Origin of the sequence: Acidovorax sp. (genome assembly GCF_046339755.1) — a bacterium.
Lineage (GTDB): Bacteria > Pseudomonadota > Gammaproteobacteria > Burkholderiales > Burkholderiaceae_C > Acidovorax.
On record NZ_JBKDTZ010000073.1, the window covers coordinates 1 to 16369 of the forward strand.

Consider the following 16369-nt stretch of genomic DNA (forward strand, 5'->3'; position numbering starts at 1 on the left):
GGCCAGCTCGCACCTGCCGAACCGCCTCCAGTTTGAACTCCCGCGTGTACTGCGCACGCACTTGCTTGTCACTCATTGCTCAACTCCTTGTCGGTATTTTCAACAAGGGTTAAGAACTCCACTTTTCAGGGGCAACCTCACGCCCGAGCCCGACGATTGGCTTGACTCCACGCCGACGCCGGTGGGCAGTCCGATCTGCAAGACTGGCTCACCGCCTACCGTGGCCAGCGGAATGTCGGCGAGGTGGCTGCTGCCGCTGCCAGGCGTATCTGTGCGATTGCTCGCTATCGGGGCTACGGTTTGCGTCGTAGTGGTGCTTCCATCGGTGTGGGTCGTTGTCGTCGTCGTTACCGAAGTGCCATCCACCGTGGTCTGGGCAGGAGGTGTCGTGGTGCCGCCGCCGCTTGCTGGCGCTGCCGCGGTAGTGAAGTTGTAGGTGGTGTCATCGTTCACCGCGTTGACGGTGTTGCCTGCCAGGTCCTTGAGCGCATTGGCGCCCCAAATCACGGAGTAGGCCGTGGATCCAGACAGGTCCGAGTCCGGGGTGATGACGAGCTGGCCGCTGCCGTTGATAGAGACCGTGGCGGACACCGGGTCGTGCGTGCCGACTTCGCGCAGTGTCACCGATGTCAGGACGCTGTTGACGGCGTCCAGGGGCTCACTGAAGGGGAGCACGATAGCGGCCGATGCCGAGAAGCCGGTGGCGTTGTCTGCAGGGGTCCCGGCAGAGGGGTTTGCAACTGGCGCCTGGTTGTCCACGGTCGCATTCGTGGTGTCCGACCGCGGCCGGACATTGCCAGCGTTGTCGGTGACCTTGAACGAAACGTTCGCGTTGGAGCTGGTGATGGTGCCGGGAATGATCGTATGGACTGCTGTCCAACTGCCGCCCAGATTCAGCGCCGCGACCGACGACCCACCGCCGAACGCAGAGAAGTCCACGGTGACGGCGGAGATGGTATCGACGTTGTTGTCGCCTGTGCCCGTGTCGTTCCAGGTAGCAAAGATCGTGTCACCGATCTTGAAGGCGCCACCAGTTCCCGTACCGCCGGTGATCGACAGATGCGCATCGGAAACGATGGGGGCGATGTTGTCGACGGTGGCGTTGCTGGTATCGGCAACCGTGGTGGTGCCCGCAGCGTTCGACGCACTCACACTGACGTTGCGGGCGGTGGTGTCAATGATCCCGCCCACGATGGTGTAGGAGGCAGTCCAGACGCCGCTGACTTCCGTGGCCACGACAGCAGCGCCCCCACCGAACTGGGAGAGGTCCACCGTAACGCCGGTGATGCCCGGGTTGTTGTCGCCTGCCGCCGAGTTGTTCCAGGTGGCCGTCACGGTATCGCCCGTCTTGAAAGCCCCGCCAGTACCGGTGGCACCGGAAATCGAAATGTTGGCGTCGGTGACCACTGGGGCAGGGTTGCTGATGACCGTGGCGTTGGTGGTGTCGGCCACGGTTGCAGTGTTGCCTGCGTTGTCGGTGGCGGTCAGGCTGACGTTAGCGTTGATCGAGCCCGTTGCGCCAGAAGCGATCGTGTAGGTGGCGGTCCAGGTCCCGCCGCTGTTGCTGGACGCCACTGCTGCGCCCCCGCCGAACTGGCTGAAGTTGACGGTGGCCGACGTGATGGTGTCACTGTTGTTGTCGCCGCCGGCAGTGTTGTTCCAGGTGGCGGTGACGGTATCGCCGACCTGGTAGGCACCGCCGATGCCTGTGCCGCCGGAAATCGACAGGTTGGCGTCGGTCACGATCGGCGCGGCGTTGTCCACCGTCGCGTTGCTGGTATCGCCCGTGGTGGCCGTATTGCCGGCGTTGTCGGTGACCGTGAAGGAGACGTTGCGAGCGCCAGTGTCGATCGAGCCCGCAGAAAGCGTGTACGTAGCGGTCCAGATGCCGCCGACGTTGGTTGCCAGGACCGCCGCGCCACCACCGAACTGGGAGAAATCCACGGTGGCCGAGGCGATGGTGTCGCCGTTGTTGTCGCCCCCGGCCGTGTTGTCCCACGAGGCGGTGATCATGTCGCCGATCTTGAAAGCGCCACCGGTGCCCGAGGCACCGGAGATCGTCACATTGGCGTCGGACACCACAGGCGCGGTTGTGTCCACCGTGGCGGTCTGGGCCCCGGCCGGCGTCGTGGCGTTGCCGGCATTGTCGGTTGCCGAGATGCTCACCTTGGCGGTACTGGTGTCGATCGCTCCGGCGGTGATGGTATAGGCCGCGGTCCAGACGCCGCCGCTGTTGGTTGCCGCGACAGCCGAGCCGCCGCCAAACTGAGAGAAATCGGCGGTCACACTGGTGAAGCTGTCGAAGTTGTTGTCACCGCCGCCCGTGTTGTCCCAAGTGGCGGTGACGGTGTCCCCGATCTTGAAAGCACCTGCGGTGCCCGTTGCGCCCGAGATGCTGATGCTGGCGCCCGTGACAGTGAGAGGGATGTTGTCCAGGCTGGCCGTTGTGGCTGACTGGGCGGTGTTGGAGTCGGTCCCATCCGTGGCGCTGACGCTCACGGTCAGAGCGGTGGTGTCGATGGCTCCAGCCGAGATGAGGAAGGTTGCCGTCCAGGTTCCGTTGTTTTCGGTGGCGGGCACCGCAGCGCCGCCGCCGAACTGCGAGAAGTCAACGGTCACGCCGGTCACTCCGGGGCTGTTGTCGCCAGCCAAGGTGTTGTCCCAGCTCGCGGTAATCGTGTCGCCGACCTTGAAGGTGCCAGCCGTACCGGTGCCGCCAGAGATGGAGATGTTGGCGCCCGTAACTGCTGGACCCATGGATAAGGATGACTGCGCCCGAAAGCTGCCGACGCCGTCTGTGTTGGAAACGGAACGCACAATATCTCCTGCCTGCATGTAGAAATCCTTTATCAAGGGAAAGAAAAATAGACGGAACCTCGATCTAAATCTAGAAAGCGAAGCTAACTAGCTCTTTGTCGATTGAGCGAAATAAACTAACGGGCAAACCATATCACGAGTTGTGGGCTTTGTGAGTAATTTCAGTGGAATCAGCGCTAATCGTGAGGCATTTCGCTTACACCATCCGCCCGATAGTAGATTACTACTGAATTGATTCGCCTTTGAAATGCGTCATATATTGACGTATTTCGCATGTATTTCTACTCTTAGACGTCCGATTGACCCCAGCAGGTGGTGAGGCACATAAATTCAGCATGATTCTCCGCGCCTCCGTCATGTCCAGGCAGACCAGTGGACGCGAGGCTATCTGCTATATCCTCGGGCGCGCGCGACTCCTCTTCCATCAAGACGAGGCATCACGGGGCTCAAGGGTGGAGACGGGACCAGTACCGTGGCCTCGGCTTCCTAGATGGAGCTAAAGGTCCTTGTGTGTTATTCAGCTTCCCGGAATTCAGCGAGGACCTCTCGGCCGAATTTGATTTCTTCAAATCGGTGGACGGTGTTGGGAGTTAGCTTTCAGTCGCCCGTCTACCAGTATCGCGTGGCCAGTGGAATAGGGTGATGCACTGGCGACGAAAATTTCGCCATTGGATACGACCAATCCGCGATTCACCGCGCATGGCTTATAATGCCGCTACGTCAATGTTCGTTCCTGGGAAGTGACTAGGGATAGTTGAGCAGGTGAGATGGCCCGACTATTCTGAGAAATAGGCCAGCAATTGTTGCTGGCCTATTTTTTTCTGTGAGGAATGCGCGCTGGCCGTATCTCGCCTGCTCCGCAAGTCAAGCACTGTTCGCCCATATGGCAGCCAAGGTGAGTTAGCTGCGATCGTCCACGACGTTGAACTCGAAACGGAATTGGACAGCTACCTTCTCAGGCAGAGATAGCACGACCCGAGTTTCCTGAGGGTGGAGGATTGTGCCGCCGTCTGCTACCACCGCGCCACCGGTCACTACCAGCGTTTCGTCCTTGGAAGTGGTGGTGCGCCGGGTTGCATTCCACCTGTATTCCGCTGGACGCAACTTCTGCCGCTGCAGCCAAGCCCAGATGGCCAGAATCTCGGCGTTGACCTCGCCCTCGGCCGCTCTGGGCGTCTTGGCCTGGCCAGTGAACTCGTAGCGGTCCTCGCGGAGGACCCATTTGAAAAGCAGGTGTGACATCTATCTGTTGGAGGTACTTGAATCAGTTGTCGATCACGGGGCGGTAGAAATAAATGTGGGGCTGGATAGGTGGCCAAAGAATTTGCCAACCGACTTTTCAGCGATGTCGCGCGCGACGGCGTGGCCTCGCAATTCCGCCGGCAACCGGTGAATCTCCAGTTTTGTGTACAGGTCCGAATTCATCTCAGGCCTTTTTGCCCCTACAGAGCCTTTCATCTGAACACGAGCCAGCGCCTAGATTGCTCCCAGCCAATTATCGTCTGGTCAGGGCCTTGTCCTCATCTGACTTCGGAGACTGGCGCAACGCGTGGCGCTGTTCCGAAAACGAGCCGATATCTCCGTGCTCCCGCAGGCGACGCGCGGCTTCGCGCACGCCCAAGGAGAGGTTGTTCCCGCCTATCTGTTCCAAAATCCGTGCGCTCTCGGCGTCAAGCATCACATTCCGGCGTACAAAGACTGTAGCGCCGTCCTGCGCCTTGAGCCCCCCGCCGGGGGCTCTCTTCTTCGGTGCTGCATCCATTCGTTCTCACAAGGGGCTGTCGTTGAGCAGCGAGTCTATTGCAGGGCGCTCGGCTGGTACTTTGTTGACGCGCGCCAGGCCTCGAATCGAGAGCGGGATGAGAACCGACAACTTCATATCCAGCCAGAGGTTTTTCGCCTTCCAGATCATGGGGTCGATCCGGTCGAGGATATGGTTGCCCGTGTAGGTTCGCAGGAGATCCCAGTGTTGCAGCACATCCGGCAAATCGGTGACTTCGCAACCTGCAACCAGCGCCAGCTCGGCGGAGTTGGCCGGATAGATCCCGATCCAGTGGCTAGCTACGGTGCCGTTCAAGTGGCAGAGCAGCTTGCCGCGACTGTTAGTCCCGCCCAGCAAAACGCCGGCAGCGTTGTACCGCGACTCCCAGTGGCTATTCTCCAGCTCGTGACGCCCAAGAAACTGGCGTATGGTCCTGCGTGGGGTTCCAGGTTGGGGGTCACCGCGCCCGCTGATGGTACGCACTGGGCCTGTATGTCCCTCGTAGCGTGTGAATGACCGTTGCATGCCGGCGTCGACCCACAGCGCATCGTTGCCGCACCAGCGCAGGAGGGTTGGCGCATTGGCTCTCACGCGTGCGGCGTACCAGGCTTTCACCTCGGCCTCGCGCTCTCGGAACTCCGCAGCTGCCAGAGCCCCCACTTGCGTGGCGAAGTTAGCGCGGGCGATGAATTTCCGATCTGCCTCGATCTTCTCGCGGCTTCCGAAAGTCGTTGCGTCGACCTTCACAAGGGGGATTCGCCCTTCGAGTTCGCCTTCCTTCCGCCATGCTGGCAGCGCCTCAAATCCCGGCTTGGTGGTCGATATCTCGCCCGTCTTGTGGTCGAGGGCGAAGGACTTTTCGGGGGCGGCGAGCAGGTTGAGGGTCTCATCAGGAACCAGGTGCCCATACCGCTCTTCGAGCCACCGATTGGGCTCATGGTACTTGCCACCTACCTCGGCTTCGGTCACGGCGTCCGCGGTTACGTCGGCTTTGCGCAGCGGCGGGAGGCCCACCGGCTGGTAGGCCACGACGGGCAAGTTGGCAGTCGTGGCATGCTCGATCAACGAACCCTGGGATTTCAGCATCTCGGCGGTGTACGAGAGCTCTGGCGCTTTGAAGGCGCGGTGCCAGAACTTGTCCACGATGAGGTCGAACATCATCGAGATCCAGACGAGCTCCGCTGGCGGCAACTCGGCGATGGGCTTCAGCGGCAGCGCTGCGTTCTGGTAGGCAACCAGGCCGCGCTCCTGGGTCTGCTTGAGGTAGAGCTGGCCGGACTCTTCGTCGTAGTCCAGGCCCAGCAGGTCATAGGGGAACCAGTTGCGGGAGGCGCGGCGTTCAAGCTCGCGCTCCGGCTTGCGCGTCATCATCGCCTCCAGGGGATGGGCATAGTCGGGCACGTCCGAGAGCGTGAACAGGTTGCCTCCGTTGCGAATCACGAAGCAGAAGTAGCTATGCATGCCATCCGGATGCCGGATCAGGCTCAGCGATACACCGGAGGGGTGATGGGTAGCCGCCGCCAGCATGGAATTGACGTTCCACCACTGGTGCACCGTGCGGTTGTAGACAGGCTTGATTGCTTCCGGCTCGGGAGTCCCCTCAAGAAACTGGTCCACTTTGAGCTTCTCAAGGGAACGCAGGGCATCGCGACGTAAGAGCGCGATGGAGTCATGGGTGGCCAGGAGGTTTTGCACGTCTGGCCGCTCGGCTGCGCCGTAGCCTTCAAGGGCCTCTCTGATCGCCGCGATAAAGCATTCCCTGGCTTCCACCAGGTCCTCGCGGTTGAGGAGGTCCATGAGCTCGCGCGGCTTCACCAGGCGGGCGGCCATGCCCTGCGGGTCGTTGAGCAGCGTGAGCAAGGTAACCTTGCGCTCGCTCAAGTAGCTGTTGAGAAGGTATCCCAACAGCAGGCTGGCTGTGATCTCGGACGGATCCAGGTCGATGGCCTCCTGCAGCTCTTTGAACGTCTCGCGTAGGCTCCAGGATCCGAAGGTACTCGTGGTGGCCTCGGGATCGACGCCCGTGATCTCGCGCCAGAGGTTCAAGGCTTGAAGCAGCTTGGAATCGCCCGGGGCTGCTGCGCCTACTTCGGCCTGCAGCTGCGGATCCATCTCGTGCTCAGCGGCGTCTTCTTGATGATGTGGAGCGTTCCAGGGCCAGGATTCGTCTTGCATCGCGGATCAGATAGTGTCTGCCATGAGGCTTAGACAGAGGGAGATGTGGGCTTCGCTTCGGCGGCCTTTTCGGCCTTGATGATCTTGCGGAGGCGCTTCCTGGCTTCCTCGATATGCTCATCCTTGATCGTCTCGGGCAGTGCCTGGCCGTCGATGCCGTACCGATGGCCGCCCTTGGCCAAGCATTCGATGTAGCGCCGATCCTTGCAGTGGCGGAAGAGGAACTGCTTGATCTTCCGCCACGAAAGCGGCAGCTGCCTGGCGCGGGCATCCGCCAGCAAGGCTTTGTCGAGCCGAATGCCCAAGGGGACGAATCGCCCATCAGCGAACAGTTGAGGCCAGAACGCTGCGACCTGCTGGCTCACCGCCGCGTGGTCGAAAGGAGGCTCATGAGAGCGAGACTTCCCGGCTTCCGGGTCTTCGACATCTGCTGCCTGGTCCGCTCGCGACAGCGACTGGGTGGGGCTATTCGGGTTCATGTTGGGTCTCGGCCGGAGGCTTCAGATCAGGCCGTGGTAGCGGCCTTCGCCTGTGCCGTAGAGGTCGGCCGATTGGATGGACGGCGTGTCTTCCGGTCCACCGAACATTTCGCGCTCCTGCGCTGCATCGCGTTCGGCCTCGGCGACTTCGTCCTGGACAGCGGCGTCGACCGCAGCCTGGAACGCGTCCTCGTTCGCAAATTCCCCCTCCTCGGCTTCGGCGCGCATCTCTCGCTCGATGCGCGGGCGGATTCGAAGGGCGTACTGAACAGAATTCATGGCCTATCCTTTGGGTCAGCTAACGGTGGTGGGAGTCAAACTACTTGGCGGAGCGCTCGGTGGCGCTGGAGCCAGAGTTGGCAGATGGCGTCGACGCGTCTGGTGGCGTGGGCAACGCGCAGTCGTGAGCAGTTCGGCACGATGTCGGCACTGGCGTGAATGGTGGAGCCCCAGGTGCCATCGGAGGACTTTGTGAAGCTCCCGAGGCACTCGTACGCCGCCGGCGCGCCGGGTGCCGTATCCACGCGGACCATCAGAAATCCTGGTGCGGTTGCTTCCTGATAGTCAACGTTCAAGTCGATGAAGAACGAGCCATCATCGAGAAGAATGTGGAACTCGGTCGGTGCTGATGAAGGGGATGCCATGGTGGTCAAGCTTCTCGAATTCAGTGGGCTCGGCGGGGTAGTCAGAACCCGCCCAGGGCACGGCGCTCTGCAGCTGCCTCGGCTGCATAGGCGTGGGTGCCTCGCTCTTTCTGGCGCTGCCTGACCAGTGCGCGGCGCTCAGCAAAGGAGAGGGCGCTGATGTTGGGCACCAATACCTTTCCAGAACCCGAGCAGTCTTTGCACGCTACGTCGTAGGTGCCCTGCAGATATTCAGCCTGCGCTTCGGATTCCAGTTCTTCCCACTCGCTGGATGTGAAGCCGTTCGCGAATGCCGGATGGTCTGTCCGGCCGTCGCCCTCGCAGTTGCAGCAGATCACCCAGCGCTTTTTTTTGTCGCGCATTTTCCAGGCCTCCGCATCAATCGTCCACACCGTCGTCGAGCACGCAGGCGTCGTGTCCTTCGCCCAGCTGGCGAATGGCAATGTCATCCGCCATGGCCCGCGAGGTAAAGCCGGCAGCGGAAAGAAGGCTGTCGGTCCAGGTGGTCTCGTCCTCTGCGAGAAAGACCTGTTGCACTGGGCGGTAGATATAGAAACTCATCGTCGGTTCCGGGCGTGCTGTGGAGATCTTATTATTACACACTAATAAGAAATTGTGACCGCTACCCTTACTGAAACGCCAGCCCCCTGCTTGATCAATAGCGCGAATCGCGCTAACATGCATTCCATCAGCACTGCATTTCGCAAGCGCTGTGACTCATGGAGAGCAAGATGGAATCCTTCGAGAGCGGGCCTTTTGAGTATGTGCCCATTGAAGAGCGGCAGGTGAACGGGGCTCCTCACATTGCCTGGGAGGTGCGCTACGGCCGGCAGCTGGTGGAGCGCTGCGATTTGCCGGTTGGAACAGACCGCCACGAGGTCCAGCGTGCGTTTGCCGATCCGCGTGCGCAGTTCACCGCCAAGAACTGCTTGGCCCACTCCCCAAAAACCCTCGTGCTGCAGCGCTGGGATAGCGGCGACCCTCTCGCCTCGTTCACCGTGGAAACCGTGCCGGAGGCGATGAGAGACCGCAAGGCCGACGTCCACAGTGAGTTCTGGCTCCGCTTGCGGAACACCAGGCTGCGAATGCCGGTGACACTCGCCGAGTACGCCGAGATTGTGCGCACGCACGGCGCGCCCGACTGGCACTGGATCACCGGGCTCCTTCGTCCCCAGGTGACCACTCGCAACGTCGGCGAGTGGATTGCCCCCACGAGCTGGGAGATCCGGCATATCGTGGGAGAGGGGAGCTTCACTGGGGTCTCCGGTGCGCAGGCCGCAGCCTTGGTCGGTGTGACGCCGCAGAACTTTCGTAAGTACACCGCCCGAGATGGCGCCTCCACGCGGCAAAACATCAGCTTTGCCATGTGGCATCTCCTATTGAGCCGCATGCACGTGCAGCGGGCTTAAATGCATTGCCTGGCCTTCGCGGGCCAGTCCTACAGATCAGGCGCTGACGGGTATGCGACCGGAACTCCGGCGCTGGGGCTCAGATCGCGAACTTCTCGCGGTCCTGGTCCTTGATCCAGGTCGGCGGTTTGCCGCGGCCTGTCCAGGTGGCGCCAGTAGCCGGATCGCGGTACTTCGGCGCAACAGACGAACCCTTCAGGGCACTGCTCTTGCGCGCCGCTGGGAACACATCGTCATGGGAGAGGCTGAAGTCCGTCATCAGCTGGCGGATGGTGGCCACGGCTTCCCCTACCTCCTGCTTGCGCGCTGCAGCGATCTGGGCGTCGAGGGCATCGCGCATGGCGACAAGTTCTTTGTAGCTTGGGGTTCCGGTCATTGCTTGGTCCTTCTTGGTTGATAAAAAGTTGATCGCGGTTGGATCTCGTGGTGCTGTGAGACTTGAAAAGCCAACAATCGGGTCTTGTAGGGCACTCAAGGCTTAGCTTGTGCCTTGACTTCCTTTCACCAGCTTGAGCACGTCAGGCCAGCGGGTGACTTCAGGCGCGGTGAAGCCTTGGGCACGGAGCCCCATCACTGCTCGCACGACATCAGGCACGCTGTAGGCTTGGATCTCCATGTCCGGGGTGCCCAGCGCAGCGGGGAGAACGTTCTCCCAGCCGGCGAAGGATGGCCATGGGGCGATCTTCTGGGATCCGTCATGGTGTTGAATGCGCACCCAGGCATGGCCGCTGGGCGAGCGCATGAGGCCCACCGATGAGTTTTTGGGGTGCTGCCAGGGCCATGGATGATTGGGCTGGGGCGGACGAAGCATCGCGGGGCTCGCAGCGAAGATCGAATGCCGCACGGGTCGGGCGGCCTGCATGCGTTCTTGGATTGCGCGCAGCCTTGCCTCAGCTTGCGCCATCGCGAGCTCATGCCTTTTCTTGAACTCCTCGATCAAGTCCGCAGTGTTGCTGGCGAGCAGTTCGCGATCCTGATCGCTCAGCATGTGGCCGCCGCCCCCACCAGCTGCATATGCAGGCCGGCCCAGTGCCTGCAGCCCACCAAATCGCCTGGCAAAACAGGTTGATCCCATCACTATCAACTGGCCACCATCGTCCACGACATGGATCGCCGCGTAGACACCGTGGCCGCAGCCTGGCTGCTGGCATTGGACACGGTTCGCGGGTTCTACCGAGACAATGGCGAGTAGGCGCGCACGTGGCTGAATGCTCATTGGGAAAAAGTTGTGGACGCTGACCCGGGGAATTTCAGGTGCAATTAGATGTAATCCAGCTTATTGGCTGAGCGGTTCGTTACTCACTGGTATGACAGTGTTATGCCTGCATTCTAGGGCTATATTTCGACTTTCAACATTTTTGGTGGTGTCTAACCCATTGCGGTGAGATAGGCTCACCTACCTCGGCATCCCCGCCCTGATGGTCATGGACGGCTCAAAAGCGATCGATGGACGGTACATAATCCGGTATGCGTCCAGAATCCCCCGATCCGCTACAAAGAGAGGCACTGGCCCAAAAATTGTTGAGCACAGTTCTCGACACCTTTGCCGCAGCCGAGAAACAGCCAGCCTTTCAGATGCGCTCCAGCCGCCTGGTTGAACCAGGTGTTTGGCTGTATTTTCGCTGCCTCTCCAGCTGGGCCCTTGCCGCGCGCTACCACTACGTGGACGGTCCAGATGCTCCAATGGGCAGGGCAGTGGTGCTCGCGGACATTTCAATTGACGAATCTCTGCAGCGCCAAGGGTTGTTGACGCGGATGATGCGGACTCTTGAGGAGAACGTCCCCGGTCTGGTGTACATCGAGCTCGAAAACGTTGTCACCGAGGGGCTGCTGGCACATTTGAAGCGCATGGGCTGGAGGGAGCGTGTTCCTGGCTGGCAAGTCTCGGATGGTAAGGTCGGCGGCTGCTGGTATCGCAGGGTGGAGCGGCGCCCAGAGATCCGAAACGACAAATAATCGACTGCGCTCGCCGTGCTGACGGGCCTCGCACTGCCGGCGCCAGACGGGTCCAAATGCGTCGAGCGTTGGCTTTTCAACCGAAAGGGGAACAGCGCCGACGCGGCGCTTGGGCCTGACCGAGCTTCGCTTGAGGGAGCTACGCACCGCAGGCGCAGAGTATGGCAAAAAGCGCAAAATGTCGTTGCTCCAGCCGCGAAGGACTTCGCGGCGTCCATCCTCGCCTCAATGAAATGCGACGTTTTCGGCCGTATTTCGCATGTATTTTCCCGCCTTCGTTCGGCGAGAATTGTGGTGCATTGAGCGCTCTCACGCGTTTTATTGAAATGTTAAGTCGCCCATGAAAGGAGAGGGTGATCGGACATGGATGACTTCATTATTCAGTTGCGATGGCGGGGCTTCGCGATATTGGGTCTATCCGCTTTGGCTCTGTGGGCTGGACTGGAGGCCTACACAGTGCTGGGTTGCATGCCATGTCGCCTCACCGAGTTTGGCTTGTCCGAGATGGATTTGAATTTCGCCAAACTGATTTCTATCGTCGGTGGGCTGATTGCTCTTGTGAAAGCCTATCAGCTTCGAGCCGAATACAAGGCCGGAAAAAACTTGGCTTCGAATATCACCCACGGCTCTGAGCAATGACACCTGCTAACCTTCGCCCTTCCATTCTTGCAATCGCGGCCGTGGCGCTGGCGCTGCTCTCCGGTCCTGCGAGCGCTCGTTCAGATAGCAAACCCACGCCCGCGGCGCCGCCGAAGCAAAGCTTTGGTTCTTTCAGCTCAAAACCTTCTCCTCCGCCACCCCCAAGGCGGGAGAGCTTCGCAGCGCCTACGCGGTCCGCCCCGGCACCCCCGGCTCCCCCGGCTGCGGCTCGCCCGGAGCCCCAGCGATCCGAAGCCACCCGTTTTGGCTCCTTTAGCGCCCCCGCCCAGCGTGATGCAAGGGAGGTACCGGTGGCGCAACGACAGGAGCAGCGGGACCGCAAGTCCGCCTCGACCACGTTCGGGAGCTTTGGAAGCCAAAGGACGGAGACCAAGCCCGCGCCTGCGGCCACTCCGATTCAGGGTGTGAAGCCCAACAACTCGATGGCCAACGACCTGTCCAACAGTGCGGCCAAGGCCCAGGCGATGCGCGCGTACGACGACAGGCCGCGCGCCAGTACTCAACCCCCCGCCCCGGCGCCCGCCCAGATACAGGCGGAATCGGCTGCAGCTTCTGCCATTGCCAAGGCCAGACAGTCCAGCGCCACGCCTGCGGCATTGGCGCAGCGTCAACCTGAAGCGGCAAGCGGTACGAGTTGGGGCAGGGCGCCGGCCGGTGTTGACAGCACGGCATCGTACGAGCGAAACCGGCGTATCCAGGCGGAGCGTTTGGCGGACGAGCGCCAGCGGGATCTGGACGAGGCGAACGCGCGAGCCTATCGCGCACAGACGCAGCAGGCCGTGCCAAGTCCACGCCCTTTCGACTCGGCACCCCTGGGAATGAACCGCAGCATGGTGGGAGCGGGGGTGGGCGTCGCTGCTGGAGCAGTCGCTGGTGCTGTACTCGCCACGGCGGCCTCTGCTGACGCTGCGGAGAGCACGCCGTCAGGCGATTTCAGCGGCAGCGCGGACAGCGTGGAGATGAGTGCCGGACCTGGGGGCAGTTCCACGGGGATGTCGCCGCCCGCGAGAGCGGCGCTCCCAATGGCCCCTACCAAGGCGCAGGGTTCGGATACCGGCTTTTGGATTGTGCTCATCTCGACGGTGGCCATCGCCGCAGGCATGTTCTTCTGGGTCCGCCACCGCCTGCCCGCTGCCAAAGCTGGGAGGTACTCCCTGTGAGCTGGACAGCCGCGGTGAACAAGGCTCGCAGCTTGCTGGGTAAGCTAACAACCGACTCGCCTACGCTGGCGGCCGATGCCAGCGTGCCTCTTGGCGGGCGTATCGGGGGCTCCATCAGCTTCGATACCTCCGCGTTCCTGCTGGCCAGCAACTCGCTGGTTCCGCCGCCAGATGACCTGGTGCAGATCATGTCCATTTCGCGCCTTCGCGCGGACCTCCAGGGCGCGGTGCACCGGCTCTACATCGCTCGTGGGGACACAGGCAGTGATGCCCCGGAGTGTTTCCTACAGATCTACACCGATGCCGCAGGGCAGGCCAGGGAACTCGTCTACTACCACCGCATCCTGCGCCTCATTCCTGCCAGCCAGGCAGAGCAGGCGGCCTACCTCGGGGAGGGAGGCGCAGGCCTAGGACAGGGTACGTTCACGCTGTGCCGTGAGCAATTCGACGGACTGGACCTGCCGCCGGCGCTTGTAGAGCGGGCTTTCGGGGATGACGATGCGATCGCCTCCTCGCTCAGCGCCGGCAATCCTTCGCAAAAGCACGTCCCGCCGTTTCGAGGCATCGAGACCCGCATCGATGACAGCCTGGGCCACAACGGTCTCCGGCAGGAAGTGGTGTTCATGCCCTACCGTCGCGATGTGGCGGGCGGCGGCGAAGAGCAGTTGCTGATATCCACGGAGGTCGTGCAGGAGCAGGACGGTGATTCCTCCCGCCGCGAGATCCACGTGGACTTCATGGTGGGCCTGGTACTGAGCCCCGACTTCGTTGCAGTGCACTGAGTCCACGCCGCTCGCTGCCGACGAGACAGGCCGCGACGTTGCCCAGGCTCGAACGGTGGCGGGCCAGCTCGCGTGCTTGGGATAACAGTCCATCTGCCCCTACCATGACCGTGGTAGCTAACATGGCCGTGTTGGATAAAACCATGCTGCAAAATTAGGAATAGCAGTAATTTCTCCGGATTGGAGCTATGAGCATATTGTTTATCAACTAGCCAGCCAGCAAAGAAAGACAAAGTCGATTGCAATCGAAGGCAAGGTCAAGCCCAGAAAATCAGAGAAGTGACGCGCTTTTCGGGCGGCCATCCATGTACTCGGCAAGCTTGGTCGACCTCAGTCCGAAGTCCTCGGCGCCGAAGCAGATGGTCAGGTCTTCTGCGATGCGCAATCAGGCGTCATCACCGTGTGAACTCCTCCTAGTCGCAGCATGGGCGCGGGCATGATCGACCAAGGCGATCCACTCGGCGAGCTGCATCCTGCGGCCAAGGATCTGCTCGAACTGCAGTCGCAGACCCTCGCAGTCGGTGTTTCCCTCCGGGTTCTCACCGAACTGAAAGGTGAGGCTCAAAATCGCCCAGAGACGATGCCAGGTGCCTTCGACTCCGTCCAAGTAAAGCCCCAGCCCATACCCAACATCCGTCATGGTCGGCACGGGGTTCAGGATCGTGTGCATCTGCGGTGGCCGATTGCGCCGACGTTCAATTTGCTTGAGAGCCTCGGCTCGAAGGTCTTCGAGCAAAGACGGCTCCATGGGGCCTTCACACACTTTTTCCCAGTGGACGATTGCCGCCGCCACAGCCGCGTCCAGGGCCTTGCTGGCGGCTTTGGATTCAAGCTGCGCGCCCAATGCATCCACCAGTTGCTGCACGGCCTTTTGGCGCGACGCAAACGCTGAATTGATTGCGGACATGACTCGCAATGACTGCGGACTGTCTGGGTTGAGGACAAGGTCGCGAGCTGCGGTGGACCAGACGCTTTCGCGGGGGTCGGGTGGGACAGGTGGGGACGGCCGGGGCGCATTCATCCTCCCAGTCTACTGCCGGTGCGCACCGCGGGCCAGTACTAGTCACCCTGGCTCACCACCCGGGGCGCCAGTCCAATCGATGGTCGTGAAACTCCCTAACCGGGGTGGGGTTGGCTATGTCTCAACAACGATCAGGCGCGAGAGAATGGAAGATCAATTGCCTTATATAGTTGGCATTTAGCCGTGCAAATGGCTAACATATGAGGCATGGCAAAGTTGTCCGTTCCTCTTTTCCCGGCAGTGGCCAAGCAGCTCCATGAGCTGGGGCTTCGTATTCGCATGGCCCGCGAGCGGCGCAAGATCAGCCAGGAGCGCTTTGCCGAACGAATGGAGGTATCTCGGGAGACGTTGCGCCGCCTGGAAAAGGGGGACCCGACGATCGCCATGGGTTCCTTCATGCGAGCCCTTCGAGTTCTGGGGCTCGAAGGCGACGTGGACAGGCTTGCGGCCGACGACGAGCTCGGTCGCAAGCTGCAGGATCTTGAGCTACCCGTCAATCGAAGTCTGCGCGGTTGAGCCAGCATTCATGATGTGAACCTAAGGAGAGGGCTGTATGCGCACGAAGGACATTGGCAAAGCACTGGAAGAGAAGTTCCTCCGGCGTGCTCTTGGCTGGGACGGAAAGCCATTCACCAAGGAGAGTCTGGGGGACCGTTGCAAGCTCCATATCGAGCTCTATGGGCGAGATGCAAAGACCAGCGTGATGCTTGCCGGTGAGCGCGGGCTGGGGCTCAAGACCAGGCGGAGGCTGTTTCCCACGGGCCCATTGGGCGAGATCAACTACGCGAGCAAAGGGCGCCTTGAAATTGAATTCCCATCGGGCGATCTGCTCAAGGCGCTCCAAGGAACCTACGCGGTGCATTCAGCGCTCATCCACCACTACCTCAATCACGCTGAGCCCCCTTACCCTACGGATATGCCCCTGGAGTTGGCTATCCAGTTTGCGCACCAGTGCGTCGATGTCAGGATCGCAGAGGACATCGTGGAGGCGCTCTTCGCCCGGATAGCCCCGTCTCCTATTGGCAATGCGTACCGCATCATCACCGGACTTCTCGAAGTCGAAGATATCGCCAGCCAGCGACGCTGGAAGGTCGTTGACCTGCAAAAGTGGAAGGCGTCTGGCCTGCTGGAGCCTGTAGTTCAACGGCCTACTCCTGTGCGCTCCAACGCCCCCAGATCGGAGCCCGCTGGCGTCGTTGTTCGAGTCACCGAGCGCCAGGCGAGGCTTTTGCTGCAATTTGATCGCCTGGATGAAGCCGGAAAGCGGCATGTTGAGCAGACAGCTGCGTTCGCAGCCGCAGCTGCAGCCGGCGCGGTGACACTGGAAGGCCGCGGGGGCTCTGCTACCCTAGTACCCAAAGTCGAAGCCGCTTGACGCAGCCAGTGGGAGGGCCGGCGTTGCGCGACCGACAGGGCGGCAGGGGATCTACGCTCATGCCTACAAGGATGGATTGCGGCCATCGTAGATGTTGAACGCAAGGACTGAGCGGGCTGTCGTCACGCA

17 protein-coding genes are annotated in these 16369 nt (G+C 61.2%); 6 read left to right on the top strand and 11 right to left on the bottom strand.

Going from position 1 to position 16369, the window contains the following annotated elements:
* Nucleotides 1-99 precede the first annotated feature (99 nt).
* From ACK59X_RS05565 to ACK59X_RS05600, 8 genes are all read right to left on the bottom strand, one after another.
* Nucleotides 100-2835, bottom strand: a complete 2736-nt coding sequence (locus tag ACK59X_RS05565) for a beta strand repeat-containing protein (RefSeq protein ID WP_409955871.1) — start codon at nt 2833-2835, stop codon at nt 100-102.
* Nucleotides 2836-3717: 882 nt separating this feature from the next.
* Nucleotides 3718-4059: a hypothetical protein gene (locus ACK59X_RS05570; RefSeq protein ID WP_409955873.1), complete on the bottom strand. Its 342-nt coding sequence runs from the start codon at nt 4057-4059 to the stop codon at nt 3718-3720.
* Nucleotides 4060-4585: 526 nt separating this feature from the next.
* The gene (locus tag ACK59X_RS05575) at nt 4586-6754 is read right to left on the bottom strand and encodes a hypothetical protein (RefSeq protein WP_409955875.1); all 2169 of its coding nucleotides are present in this window, start codon (nt 6752-6754) and stop codon (nt 4586-4588) included.
* A gap of 29 nt (nt 6755-6783) precedes the next feature.
* Nucleotides 6784-7233, bottom strand: coding sequence for a ProQ/FINO family protein (locus tag ACK59X_RS05580; protein WP_409955877.1), 450 nt, complete (start codon nt 7231-7233; stop codon nt 6784-6786).
* 21 nt (nt 7234-7254) lie between these two features.
* The gene (locus ACK59X_RS05585; protein ID WP_409955879.1) at nt 7255-7512 is read right to left on the bottom strand and encodes a hypothetical protein; all 258 of its coding nucleotides are present in this window, start codon (nt 7510-7512) and stop codon (nt 7255-7257) included.
* Nucleotides 7513-7547: 35 nt separating this feature from the next.
* Nucleotides 7548-7877, bottom strand: a complete 330-nt coding sequence (locus tag ACK59X_RS05590) for a hypothetical protein (RefSeq protein WP_409955881.1) — start codon at nt 7875-7877, stop codon at nt 7548-7550.
* Nucleotides 7878-7918: 41 nt separating this feature from the next.
* Entirely contained in the window at nt 7919-8239 is a 321-nt protein-coding gene (locus tag ACK59X_RS05595) for a hypothetical protein (RefSeq protein ID WP_409955882.1), read from the bottom strand.
* A 16-nt stretch (nt 8240-8255) separates the two neighbouring features.
* The gene (locus tag ACK59X_RS05600) at nt 8256-8438 is read right to left on the bottom strand and encodes a hypothetical protein (protein ID WP_409955884.1); all 183 of its coding nucleotides are present in this window, start codon (nt 8436-8438) and stop codon (nt 8256-8258) included.
* Between the two features lie 170 nt (nt 8439-8608).
* On the opposite strand from ACK59X_RS05600, the gene ACK59X_RS05605 reads away from it, so the two are divergent.
* Nucleotides 8609-9286, top strand: a complete 678-nt coding sequence (locus ACK59X_RS05605; RefSeq protein ID WP_409955885.1) for a hypothetical protein — start codon at nt 8609-8611, stop codon at nt 9284-9286.
* A 79-nt stretch (nt 9287-9365) separates the two neighbouring features.
* Here the strand turns inward: ACK59X_RS05605 and ACK59X_RS05610 are convergent, their stop codons facing one another.
* On the bottom strand, nt 9366-9662 hold the full coding sequence (locus ACK59X_RS05610; protein WP_409955886.1) for an H-NS family nucleoid-associated regulatory protein: 297 nt from the start codon (nt 9660-9662) through the stop codon (nt 9366-9368).
* Between the two features lie 102 nt (nt 9663-9764).
* Nucleotides 9765-10502 (bottom strand): hypothetical protein, encoded by a 738-nt coding sequence (locus ACK59X_RS05615; protein WP_409955888.1) that lies wholly within the window; start codon nt 10500-10502, stop codon nt 9765-9767.
* A gap of 251 nt (nt 10503-10753) precedes the next feature.
* On the opposite strand from ACK59X_RS05615, the gene ACK59X_RS05620 reads away from it, so the two are divergent.
* The 3 genes from ACK59X_RS05620 to ACK59X_RS05630 all read left to right on the top strand — a co-directional run bounded on the left by ACK59X_RS05620 (nt 10754) and on the right by ACK59X_RS05630 (nt 13844).
* The gene (locus tag ACK59X_RS05620; RefSeq protein ID WP_409955889.1) at nt 10754-11242 is read left to right on the top strand and encodes a hypothetical protein; all 489 of its coding nucleotides are present in this window, start codon (nt 10754-10756) and stop codon (nt 11240-11242) included.
* A gap of 363 nt (nt 11243-11605) precedes the next feature.
* Entirely contained in the window at nt 11606-11881 is a 276-nt protein-coding gene (locus ACK59X_RS05625; protein ID WP_409955891.1) for a hypothetical protein, read from the top strand.
* Nucleotides 11882-13058: 1177 nt separating this feature from the next.
* On the top strand, nt 13059-13844 hold the full coding sequence (locus ACK59X_RS05630) for a hypothetical protein (protein ID WP_409955893.1): 786 nt from the start codon (nt 13059-13061) through the stop codon (nt 13842-13844).
* Nucleotides 13845-14229: 385 nt separating this feature from the next.
* On the opposite strand, the gene ACK59X_RS05635 is transcribed toward ACK59X_RS05630, so the two are convergent.
* Nucleotides 14230-14751, bottom strand: a complete 522-nt coding sequence (locus ACK59X_RS05635) for a hypothetical protein (protein WP_409955895.1) — start codon at nt 14749-14751, stop codon at nt 14230-14232.
* A 321-nt stretch (nt 14752-15072) separates the two neighbouring features.
* Here ACK59X_RS05635 and ACK59X_RS05640 point away from each other — a divergent pair, with 321 nt between their 5' ends.
* Together ACK59X_RS05640 and ACK59X_RS05645 are read left to right on the top strand one after the other, a co-directional pair.
* Nucleotides 15073-15381: a helix-turn-helix transcriptional regulator gene (locus tag ACK59X_RS05640; protein ID WP_409955896.1), complete on the top strand. Its 309-nt coding sequence runs from the start codon at nt 15073-15075 to the stop codon at nt 15379-15381.
* 37 nt (nt 15382-15418) lie between these two features.
* Nucleotides 15419-16240: a hypothetical protein gene (locus tag ACK59X_RS05645; RefSeq protein WP_409955898.1), complete on the top strand. Its 822-nt coding sequence runs from the start codon at nt 15419-15421 to the stop codon at nt 16238-16240.
* Nucleotides 16241-16369: the final 129 nt, after the last annotated feature.

Bases quoted from the DNA above. Each gene is read 5' to 3' on its own strand.
- ACK59X_RS05580 (WP_409955877.1), bottom strand. From the start codon at position 7,233: ATGAACCCGAATAGCCCCACCCAGTCGCTGTCGCGAGCGGACCAGGCA.
- ACK59X_RS05605 (WP_409955885.1), top strand. From the start codon at position 8,609: ATGGAATCCTTCGAGAGCGGGCCTTTTGAGTATGTGCCCATTGAAGAG.
- ACK59X_RS05565 (WP_409955871.1), bottom strand. From the start codon at position 2,835: ATGCAGGCAGGAGATATTGTGCGTTCCGTTTCCAACACAGACGGCGTC.
- ACK59X_RS05635 (WP_409955895.1), bottom strand. From the start codon at position 14,751: ATGTCCGCAATCAATTCAGCGTTTGCGTCGCGCCAAAAGGCCGTGCAG.
- ACK59X_RS05645 (WP_409955898.1), top strand. From the start codon at position 15,419: ATGCGCACGAAGGACATTGGCAAAGCACTGGAAGAGAAGTTCCTCCGG.
- ACK59X_RS05575 (WP_409955875.1), bottom strand. From the start codon at position 6,754: ATGCAAGACGAATCCTGGCCCTGGAACGCTCCACATCATCAAGAAGAC.
- ACK59X_RS05640 (WP_409955896.1), top strand. From the start codon at position 15,073: ATGGCAAAGTTGTCCGTTCCTCTTTTCCCGGCAGTGGCCAAGCAGCTC.
- ACK59X_RS05595 (WP_409955882.1), bottom strand. From the start codon at position 8,239: ATGCGCGACAAAAAAAAGCGCTGGGTGATCTGCTGCAACTGCGAGGGC.
- ACK59X_RS05610 (WP_409955886.1), bottom strand. From the start codon at position 9,662: ATGACCGGAACCCCAAGCTACAAAGAACTTGTCGCCATGCGCGATGCC.
- ACK59X_RS05585 (WP_409955879.1), bottom strand. From the start codon at position 7,512: ATGAATTCTGTTCAGTACGCCCTTCGAATCCGCCCGCGCATCGAGCGA.
- ACK59X_RS05615 (WP_409955888.1), bottom strand. From the start codon at position 10,502: ATGAGCATTCAGCCACGTGCGCGCCTACTCGCCATTGTCTCGGTAGAA.
- ACK59X_RS05590 (WP_409955881.1), bottom strand. From the start codon at position 7,877: ATGGCATCCCCTTCATCAGCACCGACCGAGTTCCACATTCTTCTCGAT.
- ACK59X_RS05570 (WP_409955873.1), bottom strand. From the start codon at position 4,059: ATGTCACACCTGCTTTTCAAATGGGTCCTCCGCGAGGACCGCTACGAG.
- ACK59X_RS05625 (WP_409955891.1), top strand. From the start codon at position 11,606: ATGGATGACTTCATTATTCAGTTGCGATGGCGGGGCTTCGCGATATTG.
- ACK59X_RS05600 (WP_409955884.1), bottom strand. From the start codon at position 8,438: ATGAGTTTCTATATCTACCGCCCAGTGCAACAGGTCTTTCTCGCAGAG.
- ACK59X_RS05620 (WP_409955889.1), top strand. From the start codon at position 10,754: ATGCGTCCAGAATCCCCCGATCCGCTACAAAGAGAGGCACTGGCCCAA.